The sequence below is a fragment of the Lactobacillus rizhaonensis genome (assembly GCF_036246345.1).
Classification (GTDB): domain Bacteria; phylum Bacillota; class Bacilli; order Lactobacillales; family Lactobacillaceae; genus Lactobacillus; species Lactobacillus rizhaonensis.
Genome location: NZ_BTTV01000001.1, coordinates 105273 through 132108, shown reverse-complemented (window position 1 = coordinate 132108; position 26836 = coordinate 105273). Strand labels below are relative to the sequence as shown.

Annotated in this window: 26 protein-coding genes, 1 pseudogene and 2 other annotated features; of the genes and pseudogenes, 2 read left to right on the top strand and 25 right to left on the bottom strand. The window is 35.7% G+C overall.

Features of this window, described 5'->3' with window-relative positions:
• Positions 1 to 80: 80 nt before the first annotated feature.
• The 20 genes and pseudogenes from citF to AAA915_RS00560 form a co-directional block, all read right to left on the bottom strand.
• Positions 81 to 1619, bottom strand: a complete 1539-nt coding sequence (gene citF, locus AAA915_RS00655) for a citrate lyase subunit alpha (RefSeq protein ID WP_338198949.1) — start codon at positions 1617 to 1619, stop codon at positions 81 to 83.
• Complete coding sequence (locus tag AAA915_RS00650; protein ID WP_338198947.1) at positions 1609 to 2523, bottom strand: aldolase/citrate lyase family protein; 915 nt, start codon at positions 2521 to 2523, stop codon at positions 1609 to 1611. Before AAA915_RS00650 ends, citF begins: the two co-directional genes overlap by 11 nt.
• A complete protein-coding gene (gene citD / locus AAA915_RS00645) occupies positions 2524 to 2820 on the bottom strand; it encodes a citrate lyase acyl carrier protein (RefSeq protein ID WP_338198945.1) in 297 nt (98 codons plus the stop codon).
• Positions 2810 to 3865: a [citrate (pro-3S)-lyase] ligase gene (citC, locus tag AAA915_RS00640; protein ID WP_338198943.1), complete on the bottom strand. Its 1056-nt coding sequence runs from the start codon at positions 3863 to 3865 to the stop codon at positions 2810 to 2812. The genes citD and citC overlap by 11 nt, the downstream gene beginning before the upstream one ends.
• Before the next feature lie 20 nt (positions 3866 to 3885).
• The gene (locus tag AAA915_RS00635) at positions 3886 to 4680 is read right to left on the bottom strand and encodes an alpha/beta fold hydrolase (protein WP_338198941.1); all 795 of its coding nucleotides are present in this window, start codon (positions 4678 to 4680) and stop codon (positions 3886 to 3888) included.
• The gene (locus AAA915_RS00630) at positions 4681 to 6147 is read right to left on the bottom strand and encodes a DASS family sodium-coupled anion symporter (RefSeq protein ID WP_338198939.1); all 1467 of its coding nucleotides are present in this window, start codon (positions 6145 to 6147) and stop codon (positions 4681 to 4683) included. It abuts the gene before it with no gap.
• 5 nt (positions 6148 to 6152) lie between these two features.
• On the bottom strand, positions 6153 to 6863 hold the full coding sequence (locus AAA915_RS00625) for an RraA family protein (RefSeq protein ID WP_338198937.1): 711 nt from the start codon (positions 6861 to 6863) through the stop codon (positions 6153 to 6155).
• Between the two features lie 20 nt (positions 6864 to 6883).
• On the bottom strand, positions 6884 to 7813 hold the full coding sequence (locus tag AAA915_RS00620; protein WP_338198935.1) for an L-lactate dehydrogenase: 930 nt from the start codon (positions 7811 to 7813) through the stop codon (positions 6884 to 6886).
• A 400-nt stretch (positions 7814 to 8213) separates the two neighbouring features.
• The gene (locus tag AAA915_RS00615; RefSeq protein WP_338198934.1) at positions 8214 to 9608 is read right to left on the bottom strand and encodes a flavocytochrome c; all 1395 of its coding nucleotides are present in this window, start codon (positions 9606 to 9608) and stop codon (positions 8214 to 8216) included.
• Between the two features lie 30 nt (positions 9609 to 9638).
• On the bottom strand, positions 9639 to 11042 hold the full coding sequence (locus AAA915_RS00610; RefSeq protein WP_338198932.1) for a class II fumarate hydratase: 1404 nt from the start codon (positions 11040 to 11042) through the stop codon (positions 9639 to 9641).
• A gap of 186 nt (positions 11043 to 11228) precedes the next feature.
• Positions 11229 to 13280, bottom strand: coding sequence for a copper-translocating P-type ATPase (locus AAA915_RS00605; RefSeq protein WP_338198930.1), 2052 nt, complete (start codon positions 13278 to 13280; stop codon positions 11229 to 11231).
• A 101-nt stretch (positions 13281 to 13381) separates the two neighbouring features.
• The gene (brnQ, locus tag AAA915_RS00600) at positions 13382 to 14755 is read right to left on the bottom strand and encodes a branched-chain amino acid transport system II carrier protein (protein ID WP_338198928.1); all 1374 of its coding nucleotides are present in this window, start codon (positions 14753 to 14755) and stop codon (positions 13382 to 13384) included.
• Positions 14756 to 14847: 92 nt separating this feature from the next.
• Positions 14848 to 15101 (bottom strand) — a binding site (T-box leader).
• A gap of 204 nt (positions 15102 to 15305) precedes the next feature.
• Positions 15306 to 15944, bottom strand: coding sequence for a copper homeostasis protein CutC (locus tag AAA915_RS00595; RefSeq protein ID WP_338198926.1), 639 nt, complete (start codon positions 15942 to 15944; stop codon positions 15306 to 15308).
• 27 nt (positions 15945 to 15971) lie between these two features.
• Positions 15972 to 16928: a glycosylasparaginase gene (locus AAA915_RS00590; protein WP_338198924.1), complete on the bottom strand. Its 957-nt coding sequence runs from the start codon at positions 16926 to 16928 to the stop codon at positions 15972 to 15974.
• A 350-nt stretch (positions 16929 to 17278) separates the two neighbouring features.
• On the bottom strand, positions 17279 to 17998 hold the full coding sequence (locus tag AAA915_RS00585) for an MIP/aquaporin family protein (protein WP_338198922.1): 720 nt from the start codon (positions 17996 to 17998) through the stop codon (positions 17279 to 17281).
• Between the two features lie 259 nt (positions 17999 to 18257).
• Positions 18258 to 18629 (bottom strand): dihydroxyacetone kinase phosphoryl donor subunit DhaM, encoded by a 372-nt coding sequence (gene dhaM / locus AAA915_RS00580; RefSeq protein WP_338198920.1) that lies wholly within the window; start codon positions 18627 to 18629, stop codon positions 18258 to 18260.
• Positions 18626 to 19210: a dihydroxyacetone kinase subunit DhaL gene (dhaL, locus tag AAA915_RS00575; protein ID WP_294830041.1), complete on the bottom strand. Its 585-nt coding sequence runs from the start codon at positions 19208 to 19210 to the stop codon at positions 18626 to 18628. Before dhaL ends, dhaM begins: the two co-directional genes overlap by 4 nt.
• A gap of 13 nt (positions 19211 to 19223) precedes the next feature.
• Complete coding sequence (gene dhaK, locus AAA915_RS00570) at positions 19224 to 20219, bottom strand: dihydroxyacetone kinase subunit DhaK (protein WP_338198917.1); 996 nt, start codon at positions 20217 to 20219, stop codon at positions 19224 to 19226.
• Between the two features lie 168 nt (positions 20220 to 20387).
• Positions 20388 to 20869 (bottom strand): annotated as a pseudogene (locus AAA915_RS00565) (nitroreductase family protein).
• A 61-nt stretch (positions 20870 to 20930) separates the two neighbouring features.
• On the bottom strand, positions 20931 to 21566 hold the full coding sequence (locus AAA915_RS00560) for an SLAP domain-containing protein (RefSeq protein WP_338198914.1): 636 nt from the start codon (positions 21564 to 21566) through the stop codon (positions 20931 to 20933).
• A gap of 207 nt (positions 21567 to 21773) precedes the next feature.
• Here AAA915_RS00560 and AAA915_RS00555 point away from each other — a divergent pair, with 207 nt between their 5' ends.
• Positions 21774 to 22634: a glycosyltransferase family 8 protein gene (locus AAA915_RS00555; RefSeq protein WP_338198912.1), complete on the top strand. Its 861-nt coding sequence runs from the start codon at positions 21774 to 21776 to the stop codon at positions 22632 to 22634.
• A gap of 160 nt (positions 22635 to 22794) precedes the next feature.
• Entirely contained in the window at positions 22795 to 23076 is a 282-nt protein-coding gene (locus AAA915_RS00550) for an HU family DNA-binding protein (protein WP_122026131.1), read from the top strand.
• Between the two features lie 61 nt (positions 23077 to 23137).
• Here the strand turns inward: AAA915_RS00550 and AAA915_RS00545 are convergent, their stop codons facing one another.
• From AAA915_RS00545 to AAA915_RS00525, 5 genes are all read right to left on the bottom strand, one after another.
• The gene (locus AAA915_RS00545; protein ID WP_122026132.1) at positions 23138 to 23839 is read right to left on the bottom strand and encodes a methionine ABC transporter permease; all 702 of its coding nucleotides are present in this window, start codon (positions 23837 to 23839) and stop codon (positions 23138 to 23140) included.
• A complete protein-coding gene (locus AAA915_RS00540; RefSeq protein ID WP_338198909.1) occupies positions 23832 to 24896 on the bottom strand; it encodes a methionine ABC transporter ATP-binding protein in 1065 nt (354 codons plus the stop codon). Before AAA915_RS00540 ends, AAA915_RS00545 begins: the two co-directional genes overlap by 8 nt.
• A 19-nt stretch (positions 24897 to 24915) precedes the next feature.
• Positions 24916 to 25767 (bottom strand): MetQ/NlpA family ABC transporter substrate-binding protein, encoded by an 852-nt coding sequence (locus AAA915_RS00535; RefSeq protein WP_294602725.1) that lies wholly within the window; start codon positions 25765 to 25767, stop codon positions 24916 to 24918.
• A gap of 42 nt (positions 25768 to 25809) precedes the next feature.
• Positions 25810 to 26048 (bottom strand) — a binding site (T-box leader).
• Positions 26049 to 26107: 59 nt separating this feature from the next.
• Complete coding sequence (locus AAA915_RS00530) at positions 26108 to 26296, bottom strand: hypothetical protein (protein ID WP_294830055.1); 189 nt, start codon at positions 26294 to 26296, stop codon at positions 26108 to 26110.
• A gap of 1 nt (position 26297) precedes the next feature.
• Positions 26298 to 26807, bottom strand: coding sequence for a dihydrofolate reductase (locus AAA915_RS00525; RefSeq protein WP_294830057.1), 510 nt, complete (start codon positions 26805 to 26807; stop codon positions 26298 to 26300).
• Positions 26808 to 26836 lie beyond the last annotated feature (29 nt).

The window sequence follows — 26836 nt, the reverse complement described above, 5'->3', positions numbered from 1 at the left end:
TCCTTCTATTTCTATATTATAACTAAAAAGCGTGAGAACAAGTTTCATCCTCATTCTCACACTTTCATTAAAATAATTAGTTAATCTTTTACTTGCTTAATCGTATCAATAATTGTGCCATCTCGATACTGAATTAAAGCAACAACACGATCAGTATATTCAAGAGGCTTTGGAGTTCCAACCTGTTTTTGCGCCATTTCTTGCAGTTCTTTGATGTCAACAATATTGAGTTCAGGAACTTTAGCAAAAGCAGCTATTAAGTCTTTACGATGAGGATTAATTGCAATTCCTCTTTCGGTCACTAAAACATCAATTGAATCTCCTGGTGTAACGACTGTTTCCACTTCTGGTACAACAGTAGCGTTGCGTCCACGTACTAACGGAGCGGTGATAATAGTCATTTTTGCTGCAGCTGCATCCTGGTGACCACCTATGGCACCGCGAATAACACCATCGGAACCTGTCATAACGTTAACATTAAAATTGGTATCAATTTGTAAAGCAGAAAGAATAGCCACATCTAAGTTATTTACTACAGCTCCCTTATTATGAGGATCAGCGTACCAAGAGGCATCTATTTCCTGTTGATTTTTATTCTGGGCCATTGAAGCTGCGGCACCTTTGTCAAAGTCCTGGACATCCATAATTTTCTTGACTAGTCCTTCTTCAAGAAGGTCGGTCGTAGGCTTAGTTATACCACCAAGCGCGAATGATGCCCTAATGCCATCTTTTAGCATGGATTCTCTTAAGTATCTGGTTACAGCTAAAGCAGCTCCACCAGAACCGGTTTGGAAAGAAAAGCCTTGTTTATAATATGGTGAATTAGTAATTACCTGATTAACAGTTTGTGCTATTTTTAATTCTTTAGGGTCCTTAGTAAAACGAGTTGCTCCTGAACCAATCTTATCAGCATCACCAATTTGATCAACCTTCACAACATAATCGACTTGAGTTTGTTTAATTGAGGCAGGTGTATTTGGATAATCAACAATATTATCTGTGAGTAAAACCACTTTATCCGCATATTGCGCATCAATCAAAGCATAGCCCAAGGAACCAAAAACTGCGTCCCCTTCTTGACCATTGGCGTTACCGGCAGGGTCAGCATTTGGAACTCCTAAAAATGCCACATCAATTTTGATTTCTCCTTCTTCAATAGAACGGGCTCTATTGCCATGAGAACGGAAAACCACTGGGTTTTTCAAGCCACCGTGGGAAACAAAATCTCCCAAACTACCTCTCATTCCAGAGGATGTGATATTGGTAATGACACCCTTTTTTATTGCTTCAATTACCGTGTCATTCATAACACCTGTTAAAGAAGATGGAGCTAAAGTTAAATTTTGATAGCCCATTTTAATAATTAGATTCATTACTTTATTAAAAGCAAAATCACCATTTCTAAAATGATGGTGGAACGAAATGGTCATACCGTCTTTTAGAGTCTTTTTAATTACATCTTCTAAAGAATCTACCACTTTTGATTCACCAGTGGTAACTTGCACTTTAGGAGCCACTCTCTTTATTTCAGGGTTACCTATTTCCACAGATTCAAATGGTTTAAGATTCATCTTAGTCATTAAATCATCTGGCAAATTGCGTTTTACTTTATTCTCCAATGTAATTACCCTCCTCATCAATTAAATTCGATGCTTTAGCAGTTTCAATAACACGATTAGCCTTCTCAACAACTGGTTTGTCGACCATTTTACCGTTCATTGAAATAACGCCTGAGCCTTTTGCCTTTGCTTCTTGAATAGCATTTTGGACAGAAAGAGCATTTTCAATTTCTTCCTTAGTAGGGTTAAATACCTTGTTAACCATAGGTATTTGTCTTGGATTAACTAAAGACTTACCATCATAACCTAGTTCATAGATGTATTTTGTTTCGCGGTAAAATCCTTCTGTATCATTCATATTAGAAAATACAGTGTCAAAGGCATAAACATCGGCTGCTCTGGCAGCTTGCAAAACCATGTTGCGGGCAAATTCAAGTTCACGTCCATCGGGATAACGGTGTGTGTGCATATCAGCAGTATAGTCTTCACCTGAAACAGCTAAGCCCATCATTAATGGGGTTGCAGTTGCAATTTCAGGAGCATTGAGAACACCTTTTGCGCTCTCAATCGCTGCCATTACGCCAATAGAACCTTTTTCAACGCCATACTGTTCTTCAGCATTTTCCATATCCGCCACTAATTTTTTAATCATAGCGGCCGATTCAGTTTTAGGAAGACGAATAACATCTACTCCAGCGCGAACCATGGCTTTGACATCCTCGTCATAAAAGGGTGTGTCTTGACCATTAATTCTAACAACTATTTCAGCACCACCAAAATCAACTGTTTTAATAGCATTAAATACTAACATTCTGGCTGCGTCTTTTTCAGTTAACGAAACTGCATCTTCTAAATCCAGCATAATAGAGTCCGCTCCATAAATGCCAGCGTCTTTAACCATTGCAGGATTATTACCTGGTACAAACATCATTGTTCGACGCAAACGATTTCTAACATAAGTCATTTATTGCAATACCTCCAATCTTGGTTCGTCAGTAGTTTCAGTTGCTCTTTGAGCAGCTGCTAATGTTCTTGCAGCAATCACGCAGTCAAGAGCTCCTTTGTCAGTAGCCTTAACTTTTGCGTTAGTAATACCAAATTTATTAAGTGTTTCAGTTATTACCTTTTTAATTTGATCACCGTATGATTTAGCTACCTCTGAATCCAGATCAACTTCAATCCCATTTTGACCAGCAGAGATCATTATCTGAATATCCGAAGATTCTAATGTTCCTGCTACTCCAACAGTTTTAATTTCCATCAATGTTCATTCCTTTCTCGATTCTTTCTTGTAAAATTTGATAATTTTCATTTATAAAATTCATTGTAGTTGGTGGAACTAGAGCGGAAATATCTTTTAAATCACTATTTTTGATCAATTGGCGCACACTAGTTGCCGTAATTATTTTTTCGTTGTCACGAAAACGTTGCACGATTTTAACGACAATACTGGGACTAAGTATTTTTTCTAAACTTTGATTATAGAAATTAGTTGTCCTTGAAAATGGCTCAGTACCTAGATAGCGTTTCTTAATTGTTAATCTTGGTGCAATAATATTTTTAAAAATTAAAGCATCAATCTTGGTTTGCGTTGTAATTAGTTCATCGGGTGACTTTAAAAAATAAGCCGGAAATGTCGAGCGTGAAACCAGGTAATCTCCACCGCTGACTACCACCACGTTTTTAAAGTTGGCAGTTCCTTTTTTTACCAAATCCATTCTTTCAGATGTTTTAAATAGAGAAGCATCTGTAGCCACTACAAAAACATAAACCAAATCATTTTCACTACTTGCCAGTTGTACTAAATTTTGGTGGCCCAAAGTAAATGGATTAGCATTCATAACAATTGCTGCAACTTTTTTTTGACTTTGGTTTTTAATTCTAGGTATTTTGGCTAAAAAGTCTTGAATACTTGGTGTTCCACTTTCTAAAAAAGCCGCAGTATCAGTATGAGCCAATTCATTAAAACCTAAATGGGTGAAACTAGACGAATATTTGGCTTTGGTAAATACGAATGAATGATAAATTTTCTGACCAAAAAGGTATTCTTGTAGAGCCGAAACTATTTGATTAAAGCGTGCCCCGTGAACAGAATCATCGTTTGACACAGCTATGTATTTCAGAACTTTGCCAGCAATACTACCAGTTCCAACCAAATGGCCATCTTCATCTATTAAGCCAATAGTATGATCGAGAACATCAACTTCGCGGGAGCTGAAATCTTTAATACCATGATTAATTAAGAAATTTTCCCATCTTGCTTTCGTGTCTGGGAAAGTTAAATTAAGGTCTATAGTTTTATCCATTTATTTGGTTCTCACTTTAGCTAAAATTCTTGCAAAAATTTCATAATTTCTTTATACATTTTCAGAGGCTGTTCCGCCTGAATTAAGTGACCACAGTTTGCTATTATTCCTGTGGAAATTTTAGGATTTAATTTTCTCATAGCATAGGCAAAATGATAATCAAAAAAGGGTGAATTTTGTCCTGCTAAAACTAGCATAGGAATTTTCAAGCTAATTAAAACGTCCCGCCAATCCTGCTCAGCATGATCTATTCGACAAAGATAATTTTCTTCGGCATTATACGGATATTTTTGAGCTTCAATTTTAGCCTTTTTAAACATCTCATCATTGATATGAGCAAAAATACCGTTGCCAAGATCTGCCTTTAAATAAACCGGATAATTTTTCCAAGTTAGATCTTTAAATCCATAGTGCCAGGTGCTGTCTTGAACCATTTTTGGAGGTTGATCTAAGTCAACAATTGCCTGCAATCTTTGCGACCCAAATAGTGAAACATAAGCCCAAATGTTTGCGGCTCCCATGGAATTACCAACAGCAATAATATTTTTTAAATCCAATCTGCTAATGAGCTCAGCTAGATCAGCTGCATGACGACTAATACGCTGCCCCTTAAACGTTCTTTGAGAACGTCCCTGATTTCGAGGATCAATTATTATAAAGCGGTAATCTTCTGCAAAAAGCCTTACAGCCTCTTGCCATAATATTGCAGAACTACCTATGCCAGGAACCGCTAAAATAGGTTGACCACTTTTTAATGTATCGTAATAAGATATTCGAATACCATCATTAGTTATAAAGTTATTTGCCTTAAGCATTTACCAAATTCCAATAACTTTCATCCATAAAGTACCTATCACACCGAAAATCAGTAAATAAAGAATTCCTAAGATAAAGTTATATTTCCACCATTCACTCTGCTTAATGTAACCTGTTGTAGCTAATATAGAAGCCGGTCCATTAGCATAATGAGTGGTTGAAGCATTAATTGCTCCGGTAAACGCCAAGAGCATAGCTGATAATCCTAATGGAGCTCCTGTAGCAACAGCAACAGATAAGAATGGCAGGTATAATGCTGTCATATGTGCAGTACCACTGGCAAAGAAGTAGTGGGTGTAAAACATCAATATCACTAAAACAGCTAATACTATTTGCCAGCTTATTCCGTGAAGACCAGTCTGAATAGTCTTAGAGAACCAATCAATGAAGCCAAAGGAAATAAGTTTACTTGCCATAAATATTAAAATTGACAGCCAAATTAGAATGTTCCAAGCTCCAGTTTGGTTTAAAGCATCTTTCATAGTTAAGACGCCTGTTAGCAGCAACAAGCCAACAGCCAAAAAGGCTACAAAAGTAGAATCTAATTGAGGTATTTTGAAGATTCCGGATAAAACCCATAAAATTATAGCCAGCAAAAATACTATTGACATAATCATTTCAGGTTTTGTCACTGGTCCCATTTTTGCTAAACGGTCACTGGCCCACTTTTTAGCATTGGGAGTTTCTTTAATTTCTGGAGGAAAAATCTTATAAATCACAATTGGAATAATAATAGTTGCAACTAGAACAGGAACTATTGCTGCCGTAAACCAACTGATCCAAGTCATATTATAATTTTTCTGTGCTGCCATTTGGGATGCCACCATATTAGGAGCAGCACCCGTAATAAACAGAGCAGTTGACAGAATGTTTGCATGGAAGGCGGTAAAACTAAGATAAGCTCCAATTTTCTTCCTTGTAGGGTCGTTAGGAAGAGAGTCATAATCTTTAGAGATTGATTCAGTCACCGGCCAAACTACACCACCTGTACGTGCACTATTTGATGGTATTAAAGCTCCTAAAACTAATTCCAAACCGGTAATAGCATAGCCAATACCAATGGACTTTTTACCAAATTTCTCAATCATCCAATACGCTATTCGATTACCTAAACCGGTTTTGCTAATACCATATGCCATGATAAAAGCCATAGCAATTAGCCAAGAAGCAGAATTACTAAAGGCGCTGAGAATACCAGAAGTTACTTTACCAGTTTTTGGATCTACAACATCTTTGATTGGAGCCAAACCAACTAAAACTGTGACTATCAATCCAATCAATGTAGTGCCACCTATTGGCAAAGGCTTTGTAATACAGCCAACAATAGTTGCTACAAAAATGGCAAACATTTCCCATGCTGGAGCAGACAATCCGCTTGGTCTTAACGGTGTGATGCACCATAGGATAACGCCAATCACTAAAGGTAAAACGAAGCCCTTATAATTAACTTTTTCAAGTGTTTTCATAGTAATTACCTATAATTTTCCGGGCGATAAAAATCGTCGATAATTTCATAATTCTTATTCTTTAATTCATCATCAAGCCAATCTATATTTCCTGAACCATCATGAAAACTAGCAGCTTTTGCTTCATCTTTTTCATGAAAATCCTGAACAACCGGCAACAACTCAGTTGCTTCTTCCAGAGCAATTTTTATAACACCGTCAGCGTCACCTAAAATGACGTCACCGGGGTTAACACTAACGTTACCACAAGAAACCGGTACATTTAATTCTCCTGGCCCTTCTTTATAAGGGCCATCTGGAGTGGTACTTACAGCATAAATAGGCAAATCCCAGTTACTTAAACTATCAATATCTCTTATTGGCCCATCAACTACTACACCAGCCACATGTCTTTGGTCACGCAGCCATGTCATCATTACTTCACCAATGACTGCCCTGGTATTATCATTTTCATTATCAATGACAACCACATCACCTTCTTGGCAATATTTTAAGGCTGCATAAATAGTTAAATTATCACCTGGGCGGTTATGAACTGTAAAAGCTGGACCACACATTTCTTCATGTGGGTGTGACATCAGTCTGATTCTGGGCGACATTGCACCTGTCCTATTCATACAGTCAGCTACATTTGATGATGGCAGCTTTTTATATGCAGAGATTACTTCTTTTGGAGGAAGCTTTCTTTGTAAAAAAATTCTCTTTCCAACCTGCATTATTCTTGCCTTCTTTTTAATTAATCTAAAGCAATATTATTCAGTACTTCTTGCATTTTGGCAGCTGAGTCCACCATCTTTGCCTTTTCAGACTCTGAAAGTTCAGTCTCAATTACCTGACTGATTCCAGATCCGTCGATTACTGCAGGAGTGCCTAAATAAAGATTGCTTTTAATACCATACTCACCATTAATCGGTGCAGATAAAGGCAAAGAAATTGAACGATTAGTCAATATTGCAGTAACAATTTGCGTTAACATCATCGCAATGCCATAAAATGTTGCACCTTTATTTTCAATTATATTTCCACCTTTTTGACGAATATTCAGTTCAACTTGGTTCAAAATATCTTTATCAATATTAGCAAATTCTTTTAGTGATTTACCGCTAACAGTTGACTCGTCAAAGTTTTCAAATGATGTATCACCATGTTCGCCCAACACCATAGAATTAATTTCAGCTACAGGAACATTTAATCTCCTAGCTAAATCTACTTTTAAACGAGCAGTGTCAAGCGAAGTCCCCGTCCCTATTACTTTATTTTTAGGAAAGCCAGATAGTTTTTGAGTTAAAGTTGTCAATATATCAACTGGATTAGCAGAAACTAGGAAAATACCATCAAAACCCGATTCGACTACTGGTTGAATGATACTTTTCAAGATGCTAACATTTTTATTCACAAGATCAAGCCGACTCTCTCCTGGCTTGCGGGGAACACCTGCTGTAATAACAACCACAGCAGCGTCTTTTGCATCGGAGTATTCACCAGAATGAATATTACACTCACCTGTAAAAGGCAGTATATCTTCCAAATCCATTGAGTCTCCAACCGGACGTTTCTTGACCACATCACAGATTACTAACTCGTCAACGTTAGTATGTTGCAGCAAATCATTTGCAAAAGTTGAACCTACAGCTCCGTCTCCAACCAATAATACTTTCTTATTCATTAAGTCATTTCCTTTCGAATTTTTTAAAAATGTAATCCTTTACATCCACATTATAAATTTTATTTCTGATATTTGCAATATTTAAAATAAATAATTTATTTTTTAATTTTTTAAAAATGAAAAAAGTCTTACATATTTAAAATTCGGTTCTTTAATAAGGTAAAAATTAGTATTTTTGACATAGCGTTTTTTTAAAACCTAAAACAAAAAACCCTTCGCCGCTGCTAAACGACAAAGAGCTAGAAACTTATTAAACATAATTTTGTTTATGTAAAGTTATAATTTTAATAGACAAATCAGTTGCAAAACCACGACTTACAAACGTGGAATCTGAAAAAAAACTATCAAGATTGCCACCAGCTGACAGTTACTTTTTAAGCGTTAGTTTAGTTGATTATAGTTATTGGTTTTTGACAAACTTGCTCATTTGTATTCCTGCCTGCCTACCAAAAATGACTGTTTCAGCAATTGAGTTGCCCCCAATTCGATTATTTCCGTGTAACCCGCCTGAAACTTCTCCCGCAGCATAGAGGCCTTTAATTACATTACCGTCGGTATCATAAACTTCAGTTTGAGGATTTATATGGATACCACCCATAGTATAGTGAATAGCCGGATTAATATGAATTGCAAAGAATGGTCCCTGCGCAATTTTATGCTCCATTCCCGTTGATCTGCCAAATTCTTTATCTGTTTTATTTCTGACAGACTCATTCCAATTAGTAATAGTCTCGTTCAAGTTCGAAGCTGTGACACCAATATTTTGAGCTAGATCAGAAATTGATTCCCCATGACTAACCAATCCTACGTGATCATAAAATTCAACGGCAGTAAAGTTATTCCTAATACCTTGATCGAAAACCAAAAAAGCACCGTTTTCGTTTAAATTGCTAATTGCGTCAGAAACAATTTTACGTGTACTTAACTCGTTGACGAATCTTTTACCAGATTTGTTAACGAGGATAGCTCCTTCTCCTCTTAGACCCTCTCCTATCAAGTAGACGTGGTCAGTATCAGTTTGAGCAGTTGGATGCACTTGGATAAAGTCCATTTGCTCCAGCTGAGCGTCAATTTGACTAGCAAGCTTTAAACCATCACCAGTAGCACCAGGCTGATTAGTAGTCTTATAATTTACAAGGTCAGGACGATATTTTTTAATTAATTCTTTAGATGAACCAAAGCCACCAGAAGCTAAAAGAACAGCCTTTGCACTTACTTTTACTTGTCCATTCAGAGTATCAACCTGAACACCAGTTACTTGCTGTTTGTTATCTTGTAAAAGCTTAGTTACTTTTGCATTATTAAAAACTGGTATTTTATCTTTTTGTATTTGCTTTAAAGCTCCAGTTACTAAATAATTGCCTACCGGTGCCATTGAAGCAGGACGGTGAGCTCTCTTTTTGCTCATCCCACCTGTAATAGTTAAATTAGTTAGCTCTATACCGTGATCTTTTAGCCAATCTATGGCAAGAGCAGAATGATCGACAAAATAGCGTAAAAGTTCGCGGTCATTCATCATTCCTCCGCCTTTGAGAGTTTCACGGTAAAAATCTTCTTTATCATCTATGATTCCCTGTTTTATTTGAACAAGACTTTCAGAAGCATTCATTCCAGAAGAAGCCCTGTTTGTGTTCCCACCTAAATCAGAATTCTTTTCAAAAATAGCAACATTCAGTCCTAATTCATGGGCCTGAATAGCTGCAGTTAAGCCGGCACCACCTGCACCGATTATAATTGCGTCGTAACTTTTTTGTATTTCAGAAGCCTTATTAGGCGTAAAAACAAATTTAACCATTGATTTCTCCTCTACAGAAATTTAAAAGATTTATTTTTCAGGATTAGTTTGAGATATATTGGTCATCTCCATATAATCCATCCATTCATCATATTCCTTTTCAGTTAATTTGCCACTTTTGAGAGCTGCTTCTTTAAGCGTTGTTCCTTCTTTATCCGCAGTCTGCGCAATTTTAGCAGCAGCATGATAACCGATATGAGGCGACAAAGCCGTTACTGTCATCAAAGAACTCTCAAGCAAATCGTCCATTTTTGCAGCATTTACGGTTAAGCCAGCAATCATCTTATCAGCAAAACCTTTGATGGTACCGGTTAGAATGTCACAAGAATCTAGAAAGGCTGTAATCATGACAGTTTTATAGACATTCATTTCAAAATTACCTTGAGAGCAAGCAAAAGTAATAGTAGTATCATTGCCAAAGACTTTCGCAGCGGCCATTGTTACAGCCTCAGCCTGTGTAGGATTAACTTTGCCAGGCATAATTGAGGAACCCGGTTCATTAGCCGGGATATTAAGTTCGTGATAGCCTGCCCTTGGACCTGATGCTAAGAATCTTATATCTTGGGCTATCTTAAACATGTCAGCAGCTAAGGTTTTTAAAGCACCATGGACAACATCTATGCCGGAATGATGAGCTAAACCCCAAAATTTATTGGTATTAACTTTAAAATCATGACCATAGACTTGAGACAGTTTGTCAGCAATTTTGACAGTCATACCAGGTGCAGCATTAAGGCCTGTCCCAACAGCAGTACCACCAATTGCCAGTTCATATAATGTTGGCTTAAGCTCTTTGATATAAGATAAATCATGTTTTAAAGCTGAAATATAGCCAGAAACCTCTTGACCAAAAGTTATCGGAGTAGCATCTTGCAGGTGAGTACGGCCAACTTTGACTGTTTTCCAATACTTGTCCTGCTTAATTTTGAGTTCGTCAATTAAGTGTTGCACGGCAGGTTCAAGCTTATCTAAAGCCTCAACTGCAACTATATTCATCGCTGTGGGATATGTATCGTTTGAAGATTGTCCTCTGTTAACGTCATCATTGGGTAAAATATCCAAATTTGGATGCATCTTGTTAGCTAGATTAGCTACTACTTCGTTAACGTTCATATTGCTCTGAGTACCAGAACCGGTTTGTAATACATGTAAAGGAAAATCTTGACGCAATTCATGATCGTCCAACTTAAGCAAGTGATCAATAGCTTCCTCAATAGCTTGCCCTTTTTCTGCTGGTTCATCGCCAACTTCTACATTCGATTCAGCTGCAGCTTTTTTTAAATGTAAAAAAGCACGAATAATTGCAAGCGGCATTAATTCACCACTGGGAAAATTGTTACGACTTCTTTCAGTTTGAGGACCCCACAGTGCATCTTTAGGGATTTTAACCGGGCCAATTGTATCACTTTCAACACGATATTCTTCTTTACTCATACTAAATCTCCTTTTTCAAATGTTAGTATTTTAGCTATTAAAAGCAGTAATATTCTCATGCACTCATAATACAGGTTTTTAGTCTTATTTTCAATATTTTAAAATAAAAGGGGTATCATTTTAAAATTTTAAAATTAATTTTATTTTATCAAAAAAGCACTCTTATTGAGTGCCTTAATTAGAATTTTATATTTTTAGTGTTTCAGCATTAATAGCTACGATGACCGTTGATAATGACATTAAAATCGCTCCAACAGCCGGCGATAGCAAAATTCCCCAAGGTGCAAGTATACCTGCTGCCAGTGGTAAAGCTATGATATTATAGCCTGCTCCCCACCATAAGTTTTCAATGGTTTTTCTTTGAGTATGCTGTGCAAGGTTGAGGAAACTGATAATATCAAGTGGTTTACTGTTGACTAAAACAACATCAGCTGAGTCCACGGCAACATCAGTTCCTGCACCTATAGCAACACCAATGTCAGCTTTTGCAAGACTGGGAGCATCATTTATTCCGTCTCCCACCATCATGACTTTATTTCCTTTTTCCTGAAGTTGTGCAACAATTTTTTGTTTGTCATCTGGCATTAAGCCTGAGTGCACCTCGGAAATTCTAAGTTTCTGCGCAATACTCTGCGCAACTTTTTCATTATCGCCAGTTAACATCACCGGTGTAATGTTAAGATCTTTAATTTGTTTAATTAAAGCTGCAGCATTTTTCTTTATTTCATCACCAACTGCTACATAACCTAAAAGTTCATTTCCTGTTACTAAATAGCTGGAAGTGTAATTTAAAGCATCGATTTCCGGAAAATGACCTACCAAGCTTCTAGCAGTTTTTTCATTTACAAGCTGATATTCCTTTCCGTTCAAAGTTCCAGAAACTCCTTTACCATCCAAAGTCTTACTGCTTGATAAGGAATATAAGTTAAGATGCTTTTCTTTAGCAAATTGTAAAATGCTTTGAGCAATTGGGTGATTGGAATCTTGTTCAAGCGAAGCGATCAGTTTGATGATTTCCTCAGAATCATAACCTTTGCTTAAACTATCATATTTTCGTACTTGAAATTTGCCCTCAGTTAAAGTTCCTGTTTTGTCTAAAAGAAGATAATTTATTTTTGAACTAACACTGATGACGTTGCGGTTTCTAATGAGCAAGCCATTTTTTGCACCAATTGATGTACTTTTAGCATTTACTAAAGGAATAGCCAAACCAAGTGCATGAGGACAAGCAATAACTAAAACAGTTACCATCCGCTCAAGACCACCAGAAATTCCTCGTAAACTAGTCCAAACAATTAAAGCTATAATACCAAAAATAAGTGCAGCATAAAATAACCAGCTGGAAACTCGATCGGCCAAGTTTTGCAGCCGCGATTTATTCATTTGAGAAGATTGCACTAATTTATTGACATTGGCCAAGAAGCCTGAATTTGCGGAGCTAGTAACTTTGACAGTTAAAGTACCAGAGCCATTTATCGAACCACCGATTACCTTGTCATTTACTTTGCGTGTAACTGCACTTGATTCTCCAGTAACGAGCGATTCATTTACTTGACTTGAACCATTTAATACCACGCCATCAAGAGGAATACTTTCACCGGCTTTGACCAAAATGATAGCGTTTTTTTGGACATCATTGATTGCCACATCTTCTGCTCGACCATTATTTTGAACGTGAACTTTATCTGGCAGAAGTTTTGCTAAATCATGAACTGAGCTATTCGCGTTCATCACGGACTTCATTTCAATCCAATGTCCTAAAAGCATAATTAAAATTAAAGTTGCCAATTCCCAAAAGAAATTCATTACATGAACTTTACTGCTTAAGATATTGTTTTCAACGAAAGCATAAATACTATAAATATAAGCAGTAGTGATGCCTAAAGAAATCAAGGTCATCATTTCAGGCTTTTTAGCTTTTATTTCATAAAAAGCACCTGATAAGAAGGGTTCGCCACCATAAAAGTAAAGAATAGTGGCAAAAATGGCTACAACCCATTCAGAACCTGGAAAAGAAAACTGAAATGGCAAATGAACGCCCATGGCTGGAGATAAAAATATAATCGGTAAAGATAATATTAGTGAAATCCAAAACTTTTTCTTTAAGTTTCCCATGTGCATCATATGACCACCATGCATCATCATGTCCTGATTTCCCATTTTCATTGAAGAATCAGCGTTCATTGAATGATTCATATTTTCACTATGATTCATGTTCATATTATTCAAATTACTCAATCCTACCTTTTATATTAAACAGATTGCTTTTTCTTTAATCTACTTTTATAAACATTTGTTGTCAAAAGATTGGCTTGAGAAATAGAACAATATTTACACAATTAATTAGTTTTTGGTTTATGGTAAAAATGAACAATAAAACCGATTGCTAACCCAATAACTGCCGGGATAACCCAGTCCATACCTATGTTGGCAAAAGGAAGAAAATGTAGTTGGAATGCTCTTAATTGTAGTGCCCATGCTTGTTTGCTAACTATCGCAGGAAAAGAAGCAATCATATCCAAAACAGCCGGAATAAAGGTAAAGACAATGCTCCAAAAATAAACAACCGGATCACGGTCAAATAAAGAGCCAAAAATCGATAATATAATCAACACCATTGCAATTGGATATAAAAACATTAGCATTGGTGTAGACCAAGAAATAATTGTGTCTAAACCAAAATTAGCAGTAATGAACGAAACAATAGTCATAATTGTTAGCCAGCCATGATAGCTAATTTTACTAAAACTGCGGTGAAAGTCTTGCGCGAATGCGGCAATTAAACCGACTGCAGTAGTTAAACAGGTTAATGTAACTAACGTAGCAAGTAAAGCATGACCAAAGTCACCCAGATAATATGTAACAATTTGGTTAAAGACAGTTCCTCCTTCAGCAGAAATTTTAAATTGATTTAATGTCGTTGCTCCAACCCAAATTAAACCAACGTAAATGATGCCAATTGCACCTGTAGCAATCACACCAGCTCTGGCAGTCACTTTTGCGTTACTTTTCGCAGAAGTTTTACCAAGTTGTCTTACGGCTGAAACTATTGTATAGCCGAAAGCCAAACCAGCCAATGCATCCATAGTGTTATATCCTTCTAAAAAGCCATTAAAGAAAGGCGCACTTTGATAAGCCGCGGTAACATTTTGATTTCTGGCAGCACCCATTGGTGAAATTGCAGCTAATAAAAAAACTGAAAATAACAGTAATAAAAACAAAGGATTTAAAATTTTACCAATACTAGTCAAAATCGTAGATTGCTTATAAGAAATAATAAAAGCCAAAATGAAGAATATTGCCGAGAATATTAAAAGTGCTGGCTTAGTTGCCGATTTCGGCAATACCGGTTGCAAGCCAACTGAAAAGGAAATACTCGCGGTCCGTGGTGTGGCAAATAATGGTCCTAGTGTCAAGTGGATTAAAACCATAAACGCAAGAGCAAAACTATTTCCCAAAGGTTTACCAATATCATAAACCCCTTTAGCATGACTGGCACTAATAGCTAAAACAGCTAATAGTGGCAAAAGCACAGCCGTTACTAAAAAGCCAAAAGTGGCCATTCCCCAATTTGCTCCTGAAAGCTGGCCTAAATGAATTGGGAAAATCAGATTACCTGCACCAAAAAATAGACCGAATAGCAATGATGCAACTACTAAATATTGTTTCCAAGATAAAGGCTTGGTATTAACATCTCTTTCAATTTCTTCCATTACAGTTCCTCCTGATAAATATAAACGCTTAATATAGATAAAGGGCCTTGATAAATTTATTTAGAAAATAAAAAAGCACCCTTGATTTTCAAATCAAGGGTGCTTAAGCACGGTACCACCTAAATTACTGCAATAATTATCACTAAAAGACGATAAAAAATACACAGTCACTTCACGTACGGCATACTGCGATACGCTAACACGTTAATGGGTGTACCCAATAATAGCTACTAACATTCACCATATAGCTCAAAGTTACTTTCAGCTTACCATCACGGTCCCTTTTCAGCAACAGGACTCTCTAAAACGTTACTTGCAAACTTACTTATCTTTTCATCGCTTTATCAATATTAAAGATATTTTAATCAATGACTTATTTCCTGTCAACTAAATTTTTAGTGAAAATGATTAAGTCAATACTTAATGCCTTTATTTTAGCTTCTGTAAACAAATAAAACTAATGCTTTATCGCTTTAAATAACCGCATATTTTGATGTGCAATTATTTTTCAGTAATCAAATTTTTACCTGTGTTAAAAACAAAATTAATTTCATTCCACAATTTTTGTACCATGTAACTGGTCTACATGCAATCTTTCAGCAATTAAACTACTATTTTTGGCAGTAATACCGCCACCTGGTAATATTTCTATCTTGCCGTTTGCCCAGTTAATAATTTCTTTTAAATGAGAAATTGTTTTTAAAATAGGAATTGATAAATCTCCACCATGTGTCAAAATTCTCTTGACACCTTTATTTGCTAACCAGTTTAGTTCGTCTTCTTGCTCAGTTAAAGGTATTGCGTCATAAGCCATGTGCATGACAACATCAATATTTAAAGATCTGGCTAGTGAAATAAGACGTTCCATTTTTGCTTTATCCAAATGATTTTGAGTGGTTAAACAGCCAAAGGCAACTCCTTGAGCACCTAATTTAGCTGCTATTTCTAAATCACTGGCCATAATTTCTATTTCACTTTCACTGTATCTAAAATTTCCACCCCTTGGCCTAATCATCACAATAACAGGTATTTGAAAATTAGAGGCATAAGTAACTGCTTTTTCGATTACCCCATAAGAAGGCGTGGTGCCACCTAATGCTAAATTATTATTTAGTTCAATTCTGTCAGCACCTTTATTAATTACATAAGGAATTTTAGCAAAATTTTCTACACATGCTTCTTTTAACATTTAACTTCACTTTCTTCTTAGCAATGCTTACTTTACGGGAGCATTAATTTTCTTTTGGTAGTCATCTAACCAAGTTTGAGAAATTGGTTCAATTTCGGTTTTATTGTGATGGCTGGGATTTGCCATTAATATCTGAGGTTTTCGCTTTTTATCAGCAATACAAAAAGGAAACTCAACATTGGTTGCTACGCCCCACTCGCCTTTTTTATTCAAAGCAATGAGGGAAATTTCCCCTACTTGACCATAACGCTTTTTTAAATCTTTGCAAAATGGATAAACTGTAGCATCACAGGCTTCCTGGGGAGACTTTCCTTCTACCATTTTACGGACAATTTCATATGAAAGGCAGCCCTTCATGATGTCTTCTCCTAGTCCAGTTGCAGCAGCAGCTCCAATGTGACTATCTGCATAAAATCCAGATCCAGATAATGGTGAATCGCCAATTCTACCATTTTTCTTCATAAATAATCCTGAAGTTGATGTAGCAGCAGCCAGCGAACTATTTTGATCAAGAGTTAATGCCCCTACAGTATCATGACCATCATAAGGATGCAGGCCTGATTGAAGTTGCTGTTTTACTTTGTTCTGCCAGATAGTTTTGGCTCTTTCAGTCAACATATTGGTCATTTCAAAGCCATTTTGCATTGCGTATTTAGTCGCTCCTTCTCCGACTAAAAAGCTATTAGTCTTATTTAAGCTTAGTCTTCGAGCAACTGAAACAGCATGTTTTACATTCTCAATCGCAGCTACAGAACCTTGTGCCAAGGTGTCACCGTCCATGAATGCAGCATCCATTTGGACAACACCATCTTCGTTAGGAAGTCCGCCATATCCCACGGATTTATAAAGGGGATATGATTCAACTTTTTTTATCAAATTTTCAACAGCATCCCCAGCACTTGCATCGTTTTTCAACAGTTCTGCCGCTTTCACCAATCCGTCATACGACATACTCCAAGTTGATATTACAGCCCAATTATTCATTTAAACCGCCTTTTTTAATTCAATATAGTTTTAATAATACTAAACTAGAGCAACCAAAAACAAGTACCTTTAACAATTTTAAAATAGAATATAATCCGTTTTAGTGAAAATCATTGCTAATAATATATTTTTTAAAAAAATGAATTTAAATAATGCTAGAGAATTAAGCTCAATAGAACAATAAAAATACTTAGTAAGTGAGCATTAAAATTTTAAAAGTTAACTTGAAACTATTTTGAAGCTAGGAGTTTTTATATAAAATCAGACTAAATAGAAAAAATGGATTAGATACAAAAAAACACCTCCGATTTTTAGAAATTTGAAGGTGTTATTAAAAGCTTATGCTTTATTTATACAATAACTTTGAACAATAATGCAGCAATTACTCCGCCTAAAAGTGGGCCAAAGATCGGAACCCAGCTATAAGCCCAATCTGAACCACCTTTGTTGGCAATCGGCATAAATTGGTGAGCCAATCTTGGTCCCAAATCACGGGCTGGATTAATCGCGATTCCGGTCGGTCCTCCTAAAGACAAACAAATCGCTGTAATCAAAAATCCAGCTAACAATGGATTAAATCCTGGAGCTAATTTTGTATTAGTCAATCCCAACAAGCCAAATACCAAAACAAACGTAGCAATCATCTCAGTAAAGAAATTCCAACCGTAATTTCTTATAGCTGGTGTCGTAGCAAACGATCCTAAAATACCATCTTGATCAGTTGTTTCTTGCCAGTGAGGAAAATAGGTTAGCCATACTAAGATACCACCGATAAAGCCTCCAGCTGTTTGGGCCAGCATATATGGCAAAACGGAAGACCATGGCAACTTATTGGCAATTGCCATACCTAGTGACACTGCAGGATTAAAGTGACCTGGACAAAGCCAGCTAACACAAAATACACCAAATGTCACGGCAAAGCCCCAACCAAAAGAAATAACGATCCAGCCACTGCCTTTTGACTTCGACTTATTCAAATTGACACCGGCACAAACGCCATCTCCAAGCAACACCAAGATAATAGTTCCAAGGAACTCTCCCACTACTTGCATTGTTAAGCTATTATTCATTTTTAATCTCCTACTTCGATTATTGGACTTACTTTTGAAATCCAAAATAATGATTAGTAGTAAATTACTCCCAGATTCAATATAATATAAAATTCTACTTATGTAAACCCTTTCTTTAAATAAAAATATTTTTCTAAAAAATCTCCTTTTGTTGTTATTTTATAATCTAAGATTTAAAAATGTTTCTGAATTTTTCGTCTAAAATCAAATTAAAATACGCATAGTGTTATTTTTACTCAATATAAATCTAGTATTTATTCTATTTCTTTAATGCTAAGGGCTTAAGCTGTCCTTCAATTTCGGTTAACTTAACCCCTGCCTCAATTAAGGTGGCAGCAGTATATGCTCCTTCAATAAAGGCAACATCATACAGATGAATTTTTTTAGAAGTCATTTCTGTCGCCAATTCAAGATTCATTTTGGCACTGCCCAAATCATAAAATGCTAATATTTCATCAGCTTTATTTACAGAAAAAGCTTGCAAAATTTTGTCCATACTGGTACCAATATCTTCATCGTTAGTTCCACCAGCAGTAGTGATTGAGACGTCTTTTGCGACCTGTCCCAATAGCTCAGACAAACCGGTAACGATCTCTGGAACATGAGAGACTAAAGTAATACCTAAACTCATAAGATACCTTCTGTTTCAAGTAATGCTTCAAAAAGGTATCCACTAGATTGTGAGCCGGGATCCACATGGCCTTTTGATCTTTCGCCTAAATAAGAGGCACGACCTTTCTTCGCAACTAAATCTTTGGTTGCCGCTACAGCTGAATCAATTTTTTCTTGAGTTAATGTGTTAGTTTTAACCTCTGGCACTAATACAGTCCATACATCAACCATAGTTTTATCTCCGGGCTCAGCACCGCCACGTTTTTTAATACCTGTTAACGCAGCATCAAGTAAATCTCCTATATCTGAAGTTGTGCTGCTCTTCTTTGCCATTTCTAAGAAGGCGGTTCCATAAAGTGGACCTGAAGCACCACCAACTGTAGAAATGAGAGTCATAGCGATTTGCTTAAAAGCATCAGTAATCGTTTTAGGCTCGGTACTCAATTTTTGACTAACCGCAGTCATACCACGGCTCATATTAAAGCCATGGTCACCATCACCAATCGCAGTATCCAGATCACTTAAAAATTGCTTATTCTCTTCAACTTTGGAAGAAAAGTTATTCATCCATTCAATCACATTTTTAACTGTTAAGCTCATATTAATTTCTCCTTTACCAAGCGATTGTTTCAACTGGCTGATTAAGATATTCAAGCCACTTATCATCTGCTAATTCAAATATTGTGAGTGAAATACCAGCCATATCAAGTGAGGTCATGTAATTACCTACTTTCATGAAAGCTGGTTTGACATTGAACTCAGCCAGTTTATTTAGCAAATCATTACTAAAAATATATTGTTCCATTAATGGTGTGGCGCCCATACCATTTACCAGAACGGCATATTTTTTATCTTGATCTAAGTGCATTTCATCATTTAATTTACCCACTAACTCAGTTACTAAATCTTTAGCAGGCTTAATCTGTTCACGCCGGTATCCAGGCTCTGAGTGGATACCAACTCCATATTCGATTTCATTATCTTTGAGAACAAAACCGGGTTTGCCTGTTTCAGGGTTGGTAGCAGCAGACAAAGCAACCGCAATTGTTTTAATATTAGGCAATACCTTTTTCGCTGTTGCATCAATTTCGTCTAGACTGGCACCATTTTGAGCCATTGCCCCTAAAATCTTGTGCATAAACAATGTTCCTGCTACTCCCCGTCTTCCTTGTGTAAATGTACTATTTTCAACGGCAATATCATCATCTACCACAATTGACTTGACCTTAATGTTGTCCATATCAGCCATATCTTTTGCCATATCAAAATTCATCACATCGCCTGAATAATTTTTAATAACTAAAAAAACTCCCTGACCTTGATTAACAGCTTTAATGGCCTCATATATTTGATCTGGAGTTGGGGAAGTAAATACTTGTCCACAAACAGCTGCACTTAGCATTCCCTTGCCCACAAAGCCAGCGTGAGTAGGTTCATGTCCTGAACCTCCACCACTTACAATCCCGACTTTGCCCGTCATAGAATCTTTATCTGCTCTCATAACAGCTTCAGTATCCTTAACCCTGACAATATATTGGGGATATGATCTGACCATTCCTTCAACCATTTCTGGTACAACACTTGCTGGATCATTAATAATCTTTTTCATGATACTTGCTCCTTAAGCAAAAAAATGTAACGCTTACATAATTTATTATATCAAGTAAGATAGCCATAAACCATTCTGGCTTTAATAAATTTAATTTTTGTCAAAAAAACTGCAGCCACATTATTTAAAATTTGGACTACAGCTTTTAATATTAAGTCTTCAAAGCAGTTATTTTCTAATAACTTTATATCTATTTGATCTGTCATCATTTGGCTGCTCTGCAGCATGGCCGCAGGCCACAATGACACTAGTCTCAAAATTCTCAGGAACTTCCAACTTCTTTTCTAAATCTTCAGCAGAATTAAGCACACTTGCTGCATTCATTAAATAAACCGAACCTAAGTTAAGTGCTGCTGCCTCTACCATCAAATTCTCTGCTGCAACTGAGGCATCTCTCTCACCAAATTCATTACCTTTTTGACATTAATAATAAACAATAAAGGAGCATTGTAACAAGCATCGCTTGTTACCTGCTCGATTTCAGATAACAAATTCTCATCTTCTACCACTGTCATCTGCATCACATCAGCTTGGTGCATACCACATGGAGATGCTTGAAAGGATGCAATTAATGTTTTTATGTCTTCTTCAGAGACTTTTTCAGCCGTATATTTCCTAATAGCTACTCTTTTTAAAACTGCATCAGTCATTTTAGTACCTCTTTCTATCAATTCTTTAAGTACCACTATTATAAAGCAATTTTTAATTAGTTTAATGAACTAAATCAGACCATCTTAGAAATTGAGTTTTAGAAATTCCAGCAAATTTTTGTCCGTTAATTTTCTTCAGGTAATATACGGGAATCTTTACTCCTTTTTTAACAAACGCATATTTATTTCCTTTGACCACTAGTCTACCCTTTTTGTCGTAAACTTTGGCGTTTGTCTTAACTTTATAAACTTTAATTTTAAGGATCTTAACATTTCCTGGTTTAATATATTGTTTTTTCTTACTTTTAGTACTTATTTGTAAAAAGCTGTGTCCTTTAGCAGTATTAAGGCCAGAAACATATACAACTGTTCCTTTTTTCAGTTTTTTATTTTTTATCTTTTTACCTTTATTATCATAAATATATGCTGACTTTTTTAATATGACACTTTTTTGCAAATACTTTAAAACTTTACTTAAATTATTAGTATTTTTGGAGGAACTACCAGCTGCAGATGTATCGTTTGAGCTAGTTTGTTCCTTATTACTGTCACTTTGATACGCAGTATTTGTTTCTTTAGTTGTAGAAGGATTTTGTCCTTGAATTGACGAAGTTGCAGCTACGACTGGTTTACTGACGGATAGTCCTAATACTAAAGCAGTAATTCCAGTTAAACTTAGCAATAATTTTTTCTTCATGTTAATACCTCTTTGTTAAAACTTTATTTATATACATTCTACTACTTTGAATAAATAATTTCTTTTGCAAAATCTAAGAGAAGTAATATTGTTATGAGTTTTCACACTAAGTTATTTTTACAACTTATATTATGAGGTATCTTAACATGTTTTGCTTTATACTAATAAATAGTGAAAATAAACAAGAAACTGGTAAAGGAAGACTTTATGAATAATCGTCTAAAAGAACCGATCGAAATATTGGTTACTATAGATCAAAACTATATCAAACCACTTGAAGTGATGATGTATTCCCTCAGACTGAACAATATGACTGAGGAGTTCCACGTATGGTTAATTTATGACAATATTGATCAACATGCTCTAAATAAACTTAAAAAGTTTGGCACAAAAATCAGAATTAAAGTATCAACCTTAACTATGAATAAAAAGATTAAATTCCCGAATTCATTGTTAAATTTGCATGATTACCCCAAGGAAATGTACTTTAGGCTACTTTCAAGCAAAATTTTACCTTCAGACTTACATAGAATTATTTACCTCGACCCGGACATATTAGTTATAAACTCAGTAGTGCCATTATGGCAATTAGATCTTAAAGGTAAAATGTTTGCTGCCTCGGTTCACGAGGGTCTAACAGATATTATGAGTTCAATCAATAATATCAGACTTGGGACCTCAACTGGATACTTTAACTCTGGAATAATGCTAATGGATTTGGACCAAATGAGAAAAAAGATCAAAATTGAAGATATTACTCAGGCAATTGAACAACATCATGATACTTTGATTTTGCCTGATCAAGATATTCTAAACTACTTATATGGCGAGGAGATACTCAAAATTCCTGAAACACGTTGGAACTATGATGCAAGAGCTTTTTCAGTTTACTTGACCAGAAGTACTGGTGAAATTAACACAGAATGGGTCATGAAAAACACTTCAATTTTACATTTTTGCGGTAAACCCAAGCCTTGGCAAAAAGAAAAACATTCTCGCTTTAAGCCTCTCTATTTGAACTATCTGCAAATGGTCAACCGCTTGTTAGAACAGCAAAAATTAAGTTAACATTTAGCTTTTTACTATTGAAGGTAGCATTATCTGTGCTAAAATAATAAAAGTTGCCGGATATCAAGCGACACAATGCTTTAGATGGATTAGTATAGAAAAAATACGAACTATTTAACAGCATTGAATATGTATAATTTTTATAGAAAAGAGAAGAATTATGGCTTCAATTAACAAATCTGAACTTACAAAAGAGGTTGCAGCAAAAGCAGAACTTAAGCAAAACGTGGCTGAAAAAGTCATCGATGCTTTAATCGGATCAATCAAGGATAACTTGGCTAAAGGTGAAAAAGTACAAATTATAGGTTTTGGTTCTTTTGAAGTACGTAATCGTGCAGCTAGAAAAGGTAGAAACCCACAAACTGGCGAAACTTTAACCATTCCTGCAACTAAGGTTCCTGCGTTTAAACCTGGTAAAGCTTTGAAAGACGCAGTTAAATAGTTCTATAGTTAAGTACGAAAAAAACAACGAGTTCGCCTCGTTGTTTTTATTTTTTTATTTATTAGCGACTTTGATGATTTAATTTCTTAGCGAAAAAGTCACCGATCACTTGAACGATAAATATCAAAATGATAACTAGTACCGTTGCAACGAGTGTTACATCGTTGTTAAAGCGATTATATCCATATGAAATTGCTGTATTACCCAAGCCACCTGCACCAATGGCTCCAGCCATTGCTGTCAAACCAATTAAACTAATAATTGTAACGGTAGAAACACGAGCAAGTTCTGATCTCGCTTCATTTAAATAAACACTAAAAATAATATCCCAAATCGTAGCGCCCAAGCTCTGTGCTGCTTCAATTTTACCATGATCAACGCTTTCTAAAGCCACTTGAACTTGACGGGCATAAAAAGGAAAAACGCCCAATGTTAATGGAACCAGAGCTGCTTTTATACCAATCTGAGTTCCGACAATTTTTTGAGTAACGGGTGCTATAAATGCTAGTAAGATTATAAACGGAATAGCACGAAAAATTGAGACAATTTTATCGCAAACATTGAACCAGAATTTATTAGGCCTAATTCCATCACTTTTGGTCAGAACTAAAATTACACCGAATATTAAACCTAAAATTCCCCCAAATATTCCGGACCAAAAAGTCATATATAATGTTTGAAAAATACTGGTTCCCCAACCAGTATCACCTAGCCAGCCCAGTTGCACAACATTGGGAAAAACTCTGCTAAACCAACTACTCATAAAGATCCCCCTTTTCGTTCAAACGAGTAACAGCGACTTTTTCTTTTTTTAAATAATCTACTGTTTCTTGCTGTTTAGTCTTATCACCTTTAACTTGAACAAGCAGAGTTCCGATTGGCTCATCATCAAGAAGTTCTACGTTACCATATAGCATACTAGCTTCAACCCCAACTTTACGGTATAAATCAATAATGATAGTTTTAGTAACGTTAGCCATACTATAAACAAGTTGATAAATAGCTTCATTATCGTCATCTAATTTGTTGATTTTAAGAGACCTCAGAGTATTAATAACTTCCAACGAACCACCAACAAAACTCTTAGTCAAATCTTTTTTCGGATGCAAGACTACTTCACGGAGATTGCCATTTTCGATCACCTGACCAGATTGCATTAACGCAACTTTATTACAGATTTTTTTGACTGCAGCCATTTCATGAGTGATCAGTACGATAGTTAGGTTGAGGTCTTTTTGTAGCTTCTTTAATAAAGTTAAAATTTGCAATGTATTTTGAGGGTCAAGCGCACTCGTAGCTTCATCAGAAATCAAAATATCTGGTTCATTTGCTAAAGCCCTGGCAATCGCAACTCTTTGTTGCTGACCTCCTGAAAGTTGAGCTGGGTAAAAGTTAGCTTTATCTTTTAAATCCACCAGGTCTAACAACTTTAATGACTTTTCTTTAATTTCTTTTTCTTTTAATCCGGAATGCTTCAGGGCAAAAGACACGTTGTCAACTACGCTAATTTCATTTAATAGGTTGAAATTTTGAAAAATCATGCCGATCTTTCTGCGAGCTAGTTGTAAATCCTTATTAGCAATTACTTGTTTACCATCTTTGACAAAGTCAGTACCATTAACCTTAATATTGCCTGCAGTTGGCTTTTGTAAAAGATTGACTGTTCTAACCAGTGTAGACTTACCTGCACCGGAAAAGCCTACAATGCCATAGATATCGCCCTTTTCAACTGTTAAGCTAACATTATGAACAGCCTGAACAATTTTGCCTTCTTTACTAGGGAAATCCACATTAACGTGATCTAAATCAATAATACCCATTTACAATCTTCTCCGATCATTAAAACTTAACGTCCCAAGCAGGTTTACTCATATCACCATAAAACTTTTTGTCTAGACGCTTAGTTTCAGCTGTTTGATACGCTTTTACAACTGCCTGGTAATCCTTATTCTTTTCCTGACCTTTCTTTGCACAAATGATGTTTACCCATTGCAGAGAGTCTTTGTTAACTGGCTCAACAAAAATTGTCTGTTTCTTACCTAAACCAGCAGGACCTGCAAAGTCATTATTAACAACAGCGGCATCAACTGAATTAATTACTCGGCCACATTGATCGGCACTAACTTCTTTAACTTTAATATTTTTAGAAGTTTTAATTACATCAGCAGCTGAAACTAAAATTTTGCCTTTACGTAACTTAATCAGACCAGCATTTTTGAGAACAAAGAGTGCACGAGATTCATTACTTGCATCATTTGGTACAGCTATAGTTGCGCCATTAGGAATTTCACTCAATTTGTGGTACTTCTTAGAATATAGTCTAATAGGGTTAATTTCAGTTCGACCAATTGCAACTACACCGCCGTGATTTGCTTTGTTCCATGCTTTGAGAAATGCATAGTGTTGAAATGAATTAAGGTCGATATCCCCACTTTTAACTGCCTTGTTAGGTTGATTGTAATCGGTAAAGTTCTTGATCTTAATTGTTACTCCATATTTTTCTTTAGCCAATTTTGCAGCTTTGTTCCAAATGATTTGTTTTGGTTTTGTTTCACTAACTATACCTACAGTTACAACGTGATTACTCTTTTGGTCACCACTTTTTTTACCAAAACTAAACCAGCCGACAGCAACAATTATAATTGCTGCAATCACTCCAATAATTATATTGCGACTCTTTTTTGTCATCAGAAAAACCTCCCAATTTTTCAATAAAAAAAGCACTCTTCCTCAAATAAGGACGAGTGCTTCGTGTTACCACCTTTAATTTGTCTATTACTCACGTAATAAACCTCAACAGCTATCTAACAATAGCTTGCAATTATAACGGATGCAATTCCGCCACTAGCTAAATATCACTAGTAGTCATCATTTCAAGCCCATGTTCACTAAATATTGCTAACTGACTCTCACCAAACGTCAGCTCTCTTTATTAGCAAAATTTTAGTTACTCTGCTTTTCAAGATGTATTAATTATTTAATTGTTTATTAATTTAACATTGAAAAAATAATCTGTCAACCATAAATTAAATTATTTTTTAGTTGATTGGTATGATTTGATCATTTGGAAATAATATTGTCCTACAACAAAAGTAACGATGGCCATACCAATTACTTGCCACCAATAATTATGGTTTAAGTTTTCTGCCAGAAAAAAGCTGCTAATTAATGTCATAATACAGATTATAAAAACAATTGTTGAAGTGATAACCTGTTTCATGTTATTTCTCCTTTCTTAAATATGTTAGGAAATCATAGTAATAATGATTAAAACTATCAGGTTGATGAGATTCTTTTTTTACTAAAGTAAAGTCATCATAATTAATTTTCGTCATCGCAACATCAGCTTTAAATGATGCCATTATTTCAGTTTTTTCTAAACAATCTACTTGATTTTTTAAAGCGTTAAAAACCGAATTACCACCTATCACACAGAGATTTTGCTGTCTATTCTTGTTGATCCAGTCTTGTAATTCTTTAACTGAATTAATAATTGAAACCTGTTTATTATCACGATATTTATTTTTTAAAGTCAAACTAGTCGTCAAAACTATGTGTTTGCGCCCCGGCAAAAGATGAGGTAAGCTCACAAAAGTTTTACGGCCCATGATAATTGGATGACCATAAGTGATTTTTTTAAAGTGGTGTAGATCTGCAGGCAGTTTCCAAGGTAAATGTCCATCTATACCAATTTGGTGTTTTTGATCTTCTGCCCAAACAAAAGTAATCATTAATTCGCCTCTCTCTTTATTATAGCGCT

Coding starts and splice junctions, on each gene's coding strand:
- AAA915_RS00650 (WP_338198947.1), bottom strand. CDS start 2,523: ATGACTTATGTTAGAAATCGTTTGCGTCGAACAATGATGTTTGTACCA.
- citD (WP_338198945.1), bottom strand. CDS start 2,820: ATGGAAATTAAAACTGTTGGAGTAGCAGGAACATTAGAATCTTCGGAT.
- citC (WP_338198943.1), bottom strand. CDS start 3,865: ATGGATAAAACTATAGACCTTAATTTAACTTTCCCAGACACGAAAGCA.
- AAA915_RS00635 (WP_338198941.1), bottom strand. CDS start 4,680: ATGCTTAAGGCAAATAACTTTATAACTAATGATGGTATTCGAATATCT.
- AAA915_RS00630 (WP_338198939.1), bottom strand. CDS start 6,147: ATGAAAACACTTGAAAAAGTTAATTATAAGGGCTTCGTTTTACCTTTA.
- AAA915_RS00625 (WP_338198937.1), bottom strand. CDS start 6,863: ATGCAGGTTGGAAAGAGAATTTTTTTACAAAGAAAGCTTCCTCCAAAA.
- AAA915_RS00620 (WP_338198935.1), bottom strand. CDS start 7,813: ATGAATAAGAAAGTATTATTGGTTGGAGACGGAGCTGTAGGTTCAACT.
- AAA915_RS00615 (WP_338198934.1), bottom strand. CDS start 9,608: ATGGTTAAATTTGTTTTTACGCCTAATAAGGCTTCTGAAATACAAAAA.
- AAA915_RS00610 (WP_338198932.1), bottom strand. CDS start 11,042: ATGAGTAAAGAAGAATATCGTGTTGAAAGTGATACAATTGGCCCGGTT.
- brnQ (WP_338198928.1), bottom strand. CDS start 14,755: ATGGAAGAAATTGAAAGAGATGTTAATACCAAGCCTTTATCTTGGAAA.
- AAA915_RS00595 (WP_338198926.1), bottom strand. CDS start 15,944: ATGTTAAAAGAAGCATGTGTAGAAAATTTTGCTAAAATTCCTTATGTA.
- AAA915_RS00590 (WP_338198924.1), bottom strand. CDS start 16,928: ATGAATAATTGGGCTGTAATATCAACTTGGAGTATGTCGTATGACGGA.
- AAA915_RS00585 (WP_338198922.1), bottom strand. CDS start 17,998: ATGAATAATAGCTTAACAATGCAAGTAGTGGGAGAGTTCCTTGGAACT.
- dhaM (WP_338198920.1), bottom strand. CDS start 18,629: ATGAGTTTAGGTATTACTTTAGTCTCTCATGTTCCAGAGATCGTTACC.
- dhaL (WP_294830041.1), bottom strand. CDS start 19,210: ATGAGCTTAACAGTTAAAAATGTGATTGAATGGATGAATAACTTTTCT.
- dhaK (WP_338198917.1), bottom strand. CDS start 20,219: ATGAAAAAGATTATTAATGATCCAGCAAGTGTTGTACCAGAAATGGTT.
- AAA915_RS00560 (WP_338198914.1), bottom strand. CDS start 21,566: ATGAAGAAAAAATTATTGCTAAGTTTAACTGGAATTACTGCTTTAGTA.
- AAA915_RS00555 (WP_338198912.1), top strand. CDS start 21,774: ATGAATAATCGTCTAAAAGAACCGATCGAAATATTGGTTACTATAGAT.
- AAA915_RS00550 (WP_122026131.1), top strand. CDS start 22,795: ATGGCTTCAATTAACAAATCTGAACTTACAAAAGAGGTTGCAGCAAAA.
- AAA915_RS00545 (WP_122026132.1), bottom strand. CDS start 23,839: ATGAGTAGTTGGTTTAGCAGAGTTTTTCCCAATGTTGTGCAACTGGGC.
- AAA915_RS00540 (WP_338198909.1), bottom strand. CDS start 24,896: ATGGGTATTATTGATTTAGATCACGTTAATGTGGATTTCCCTAGTAAA.
- AAA915_RS00530 (WP_294830055.1), bottom strand. CDS start 26,296: ATGAAACAGGTTATCACTTCAACAATTGTTTTTATAATCTGTATTATG.
- AAA915_RS00525 (WP_294830057.1), bottom strand. CDS start 26,807: ATGATTACTTTTGTTTGGGCAGAAGATCAAAAACACCAAATTGGTATA.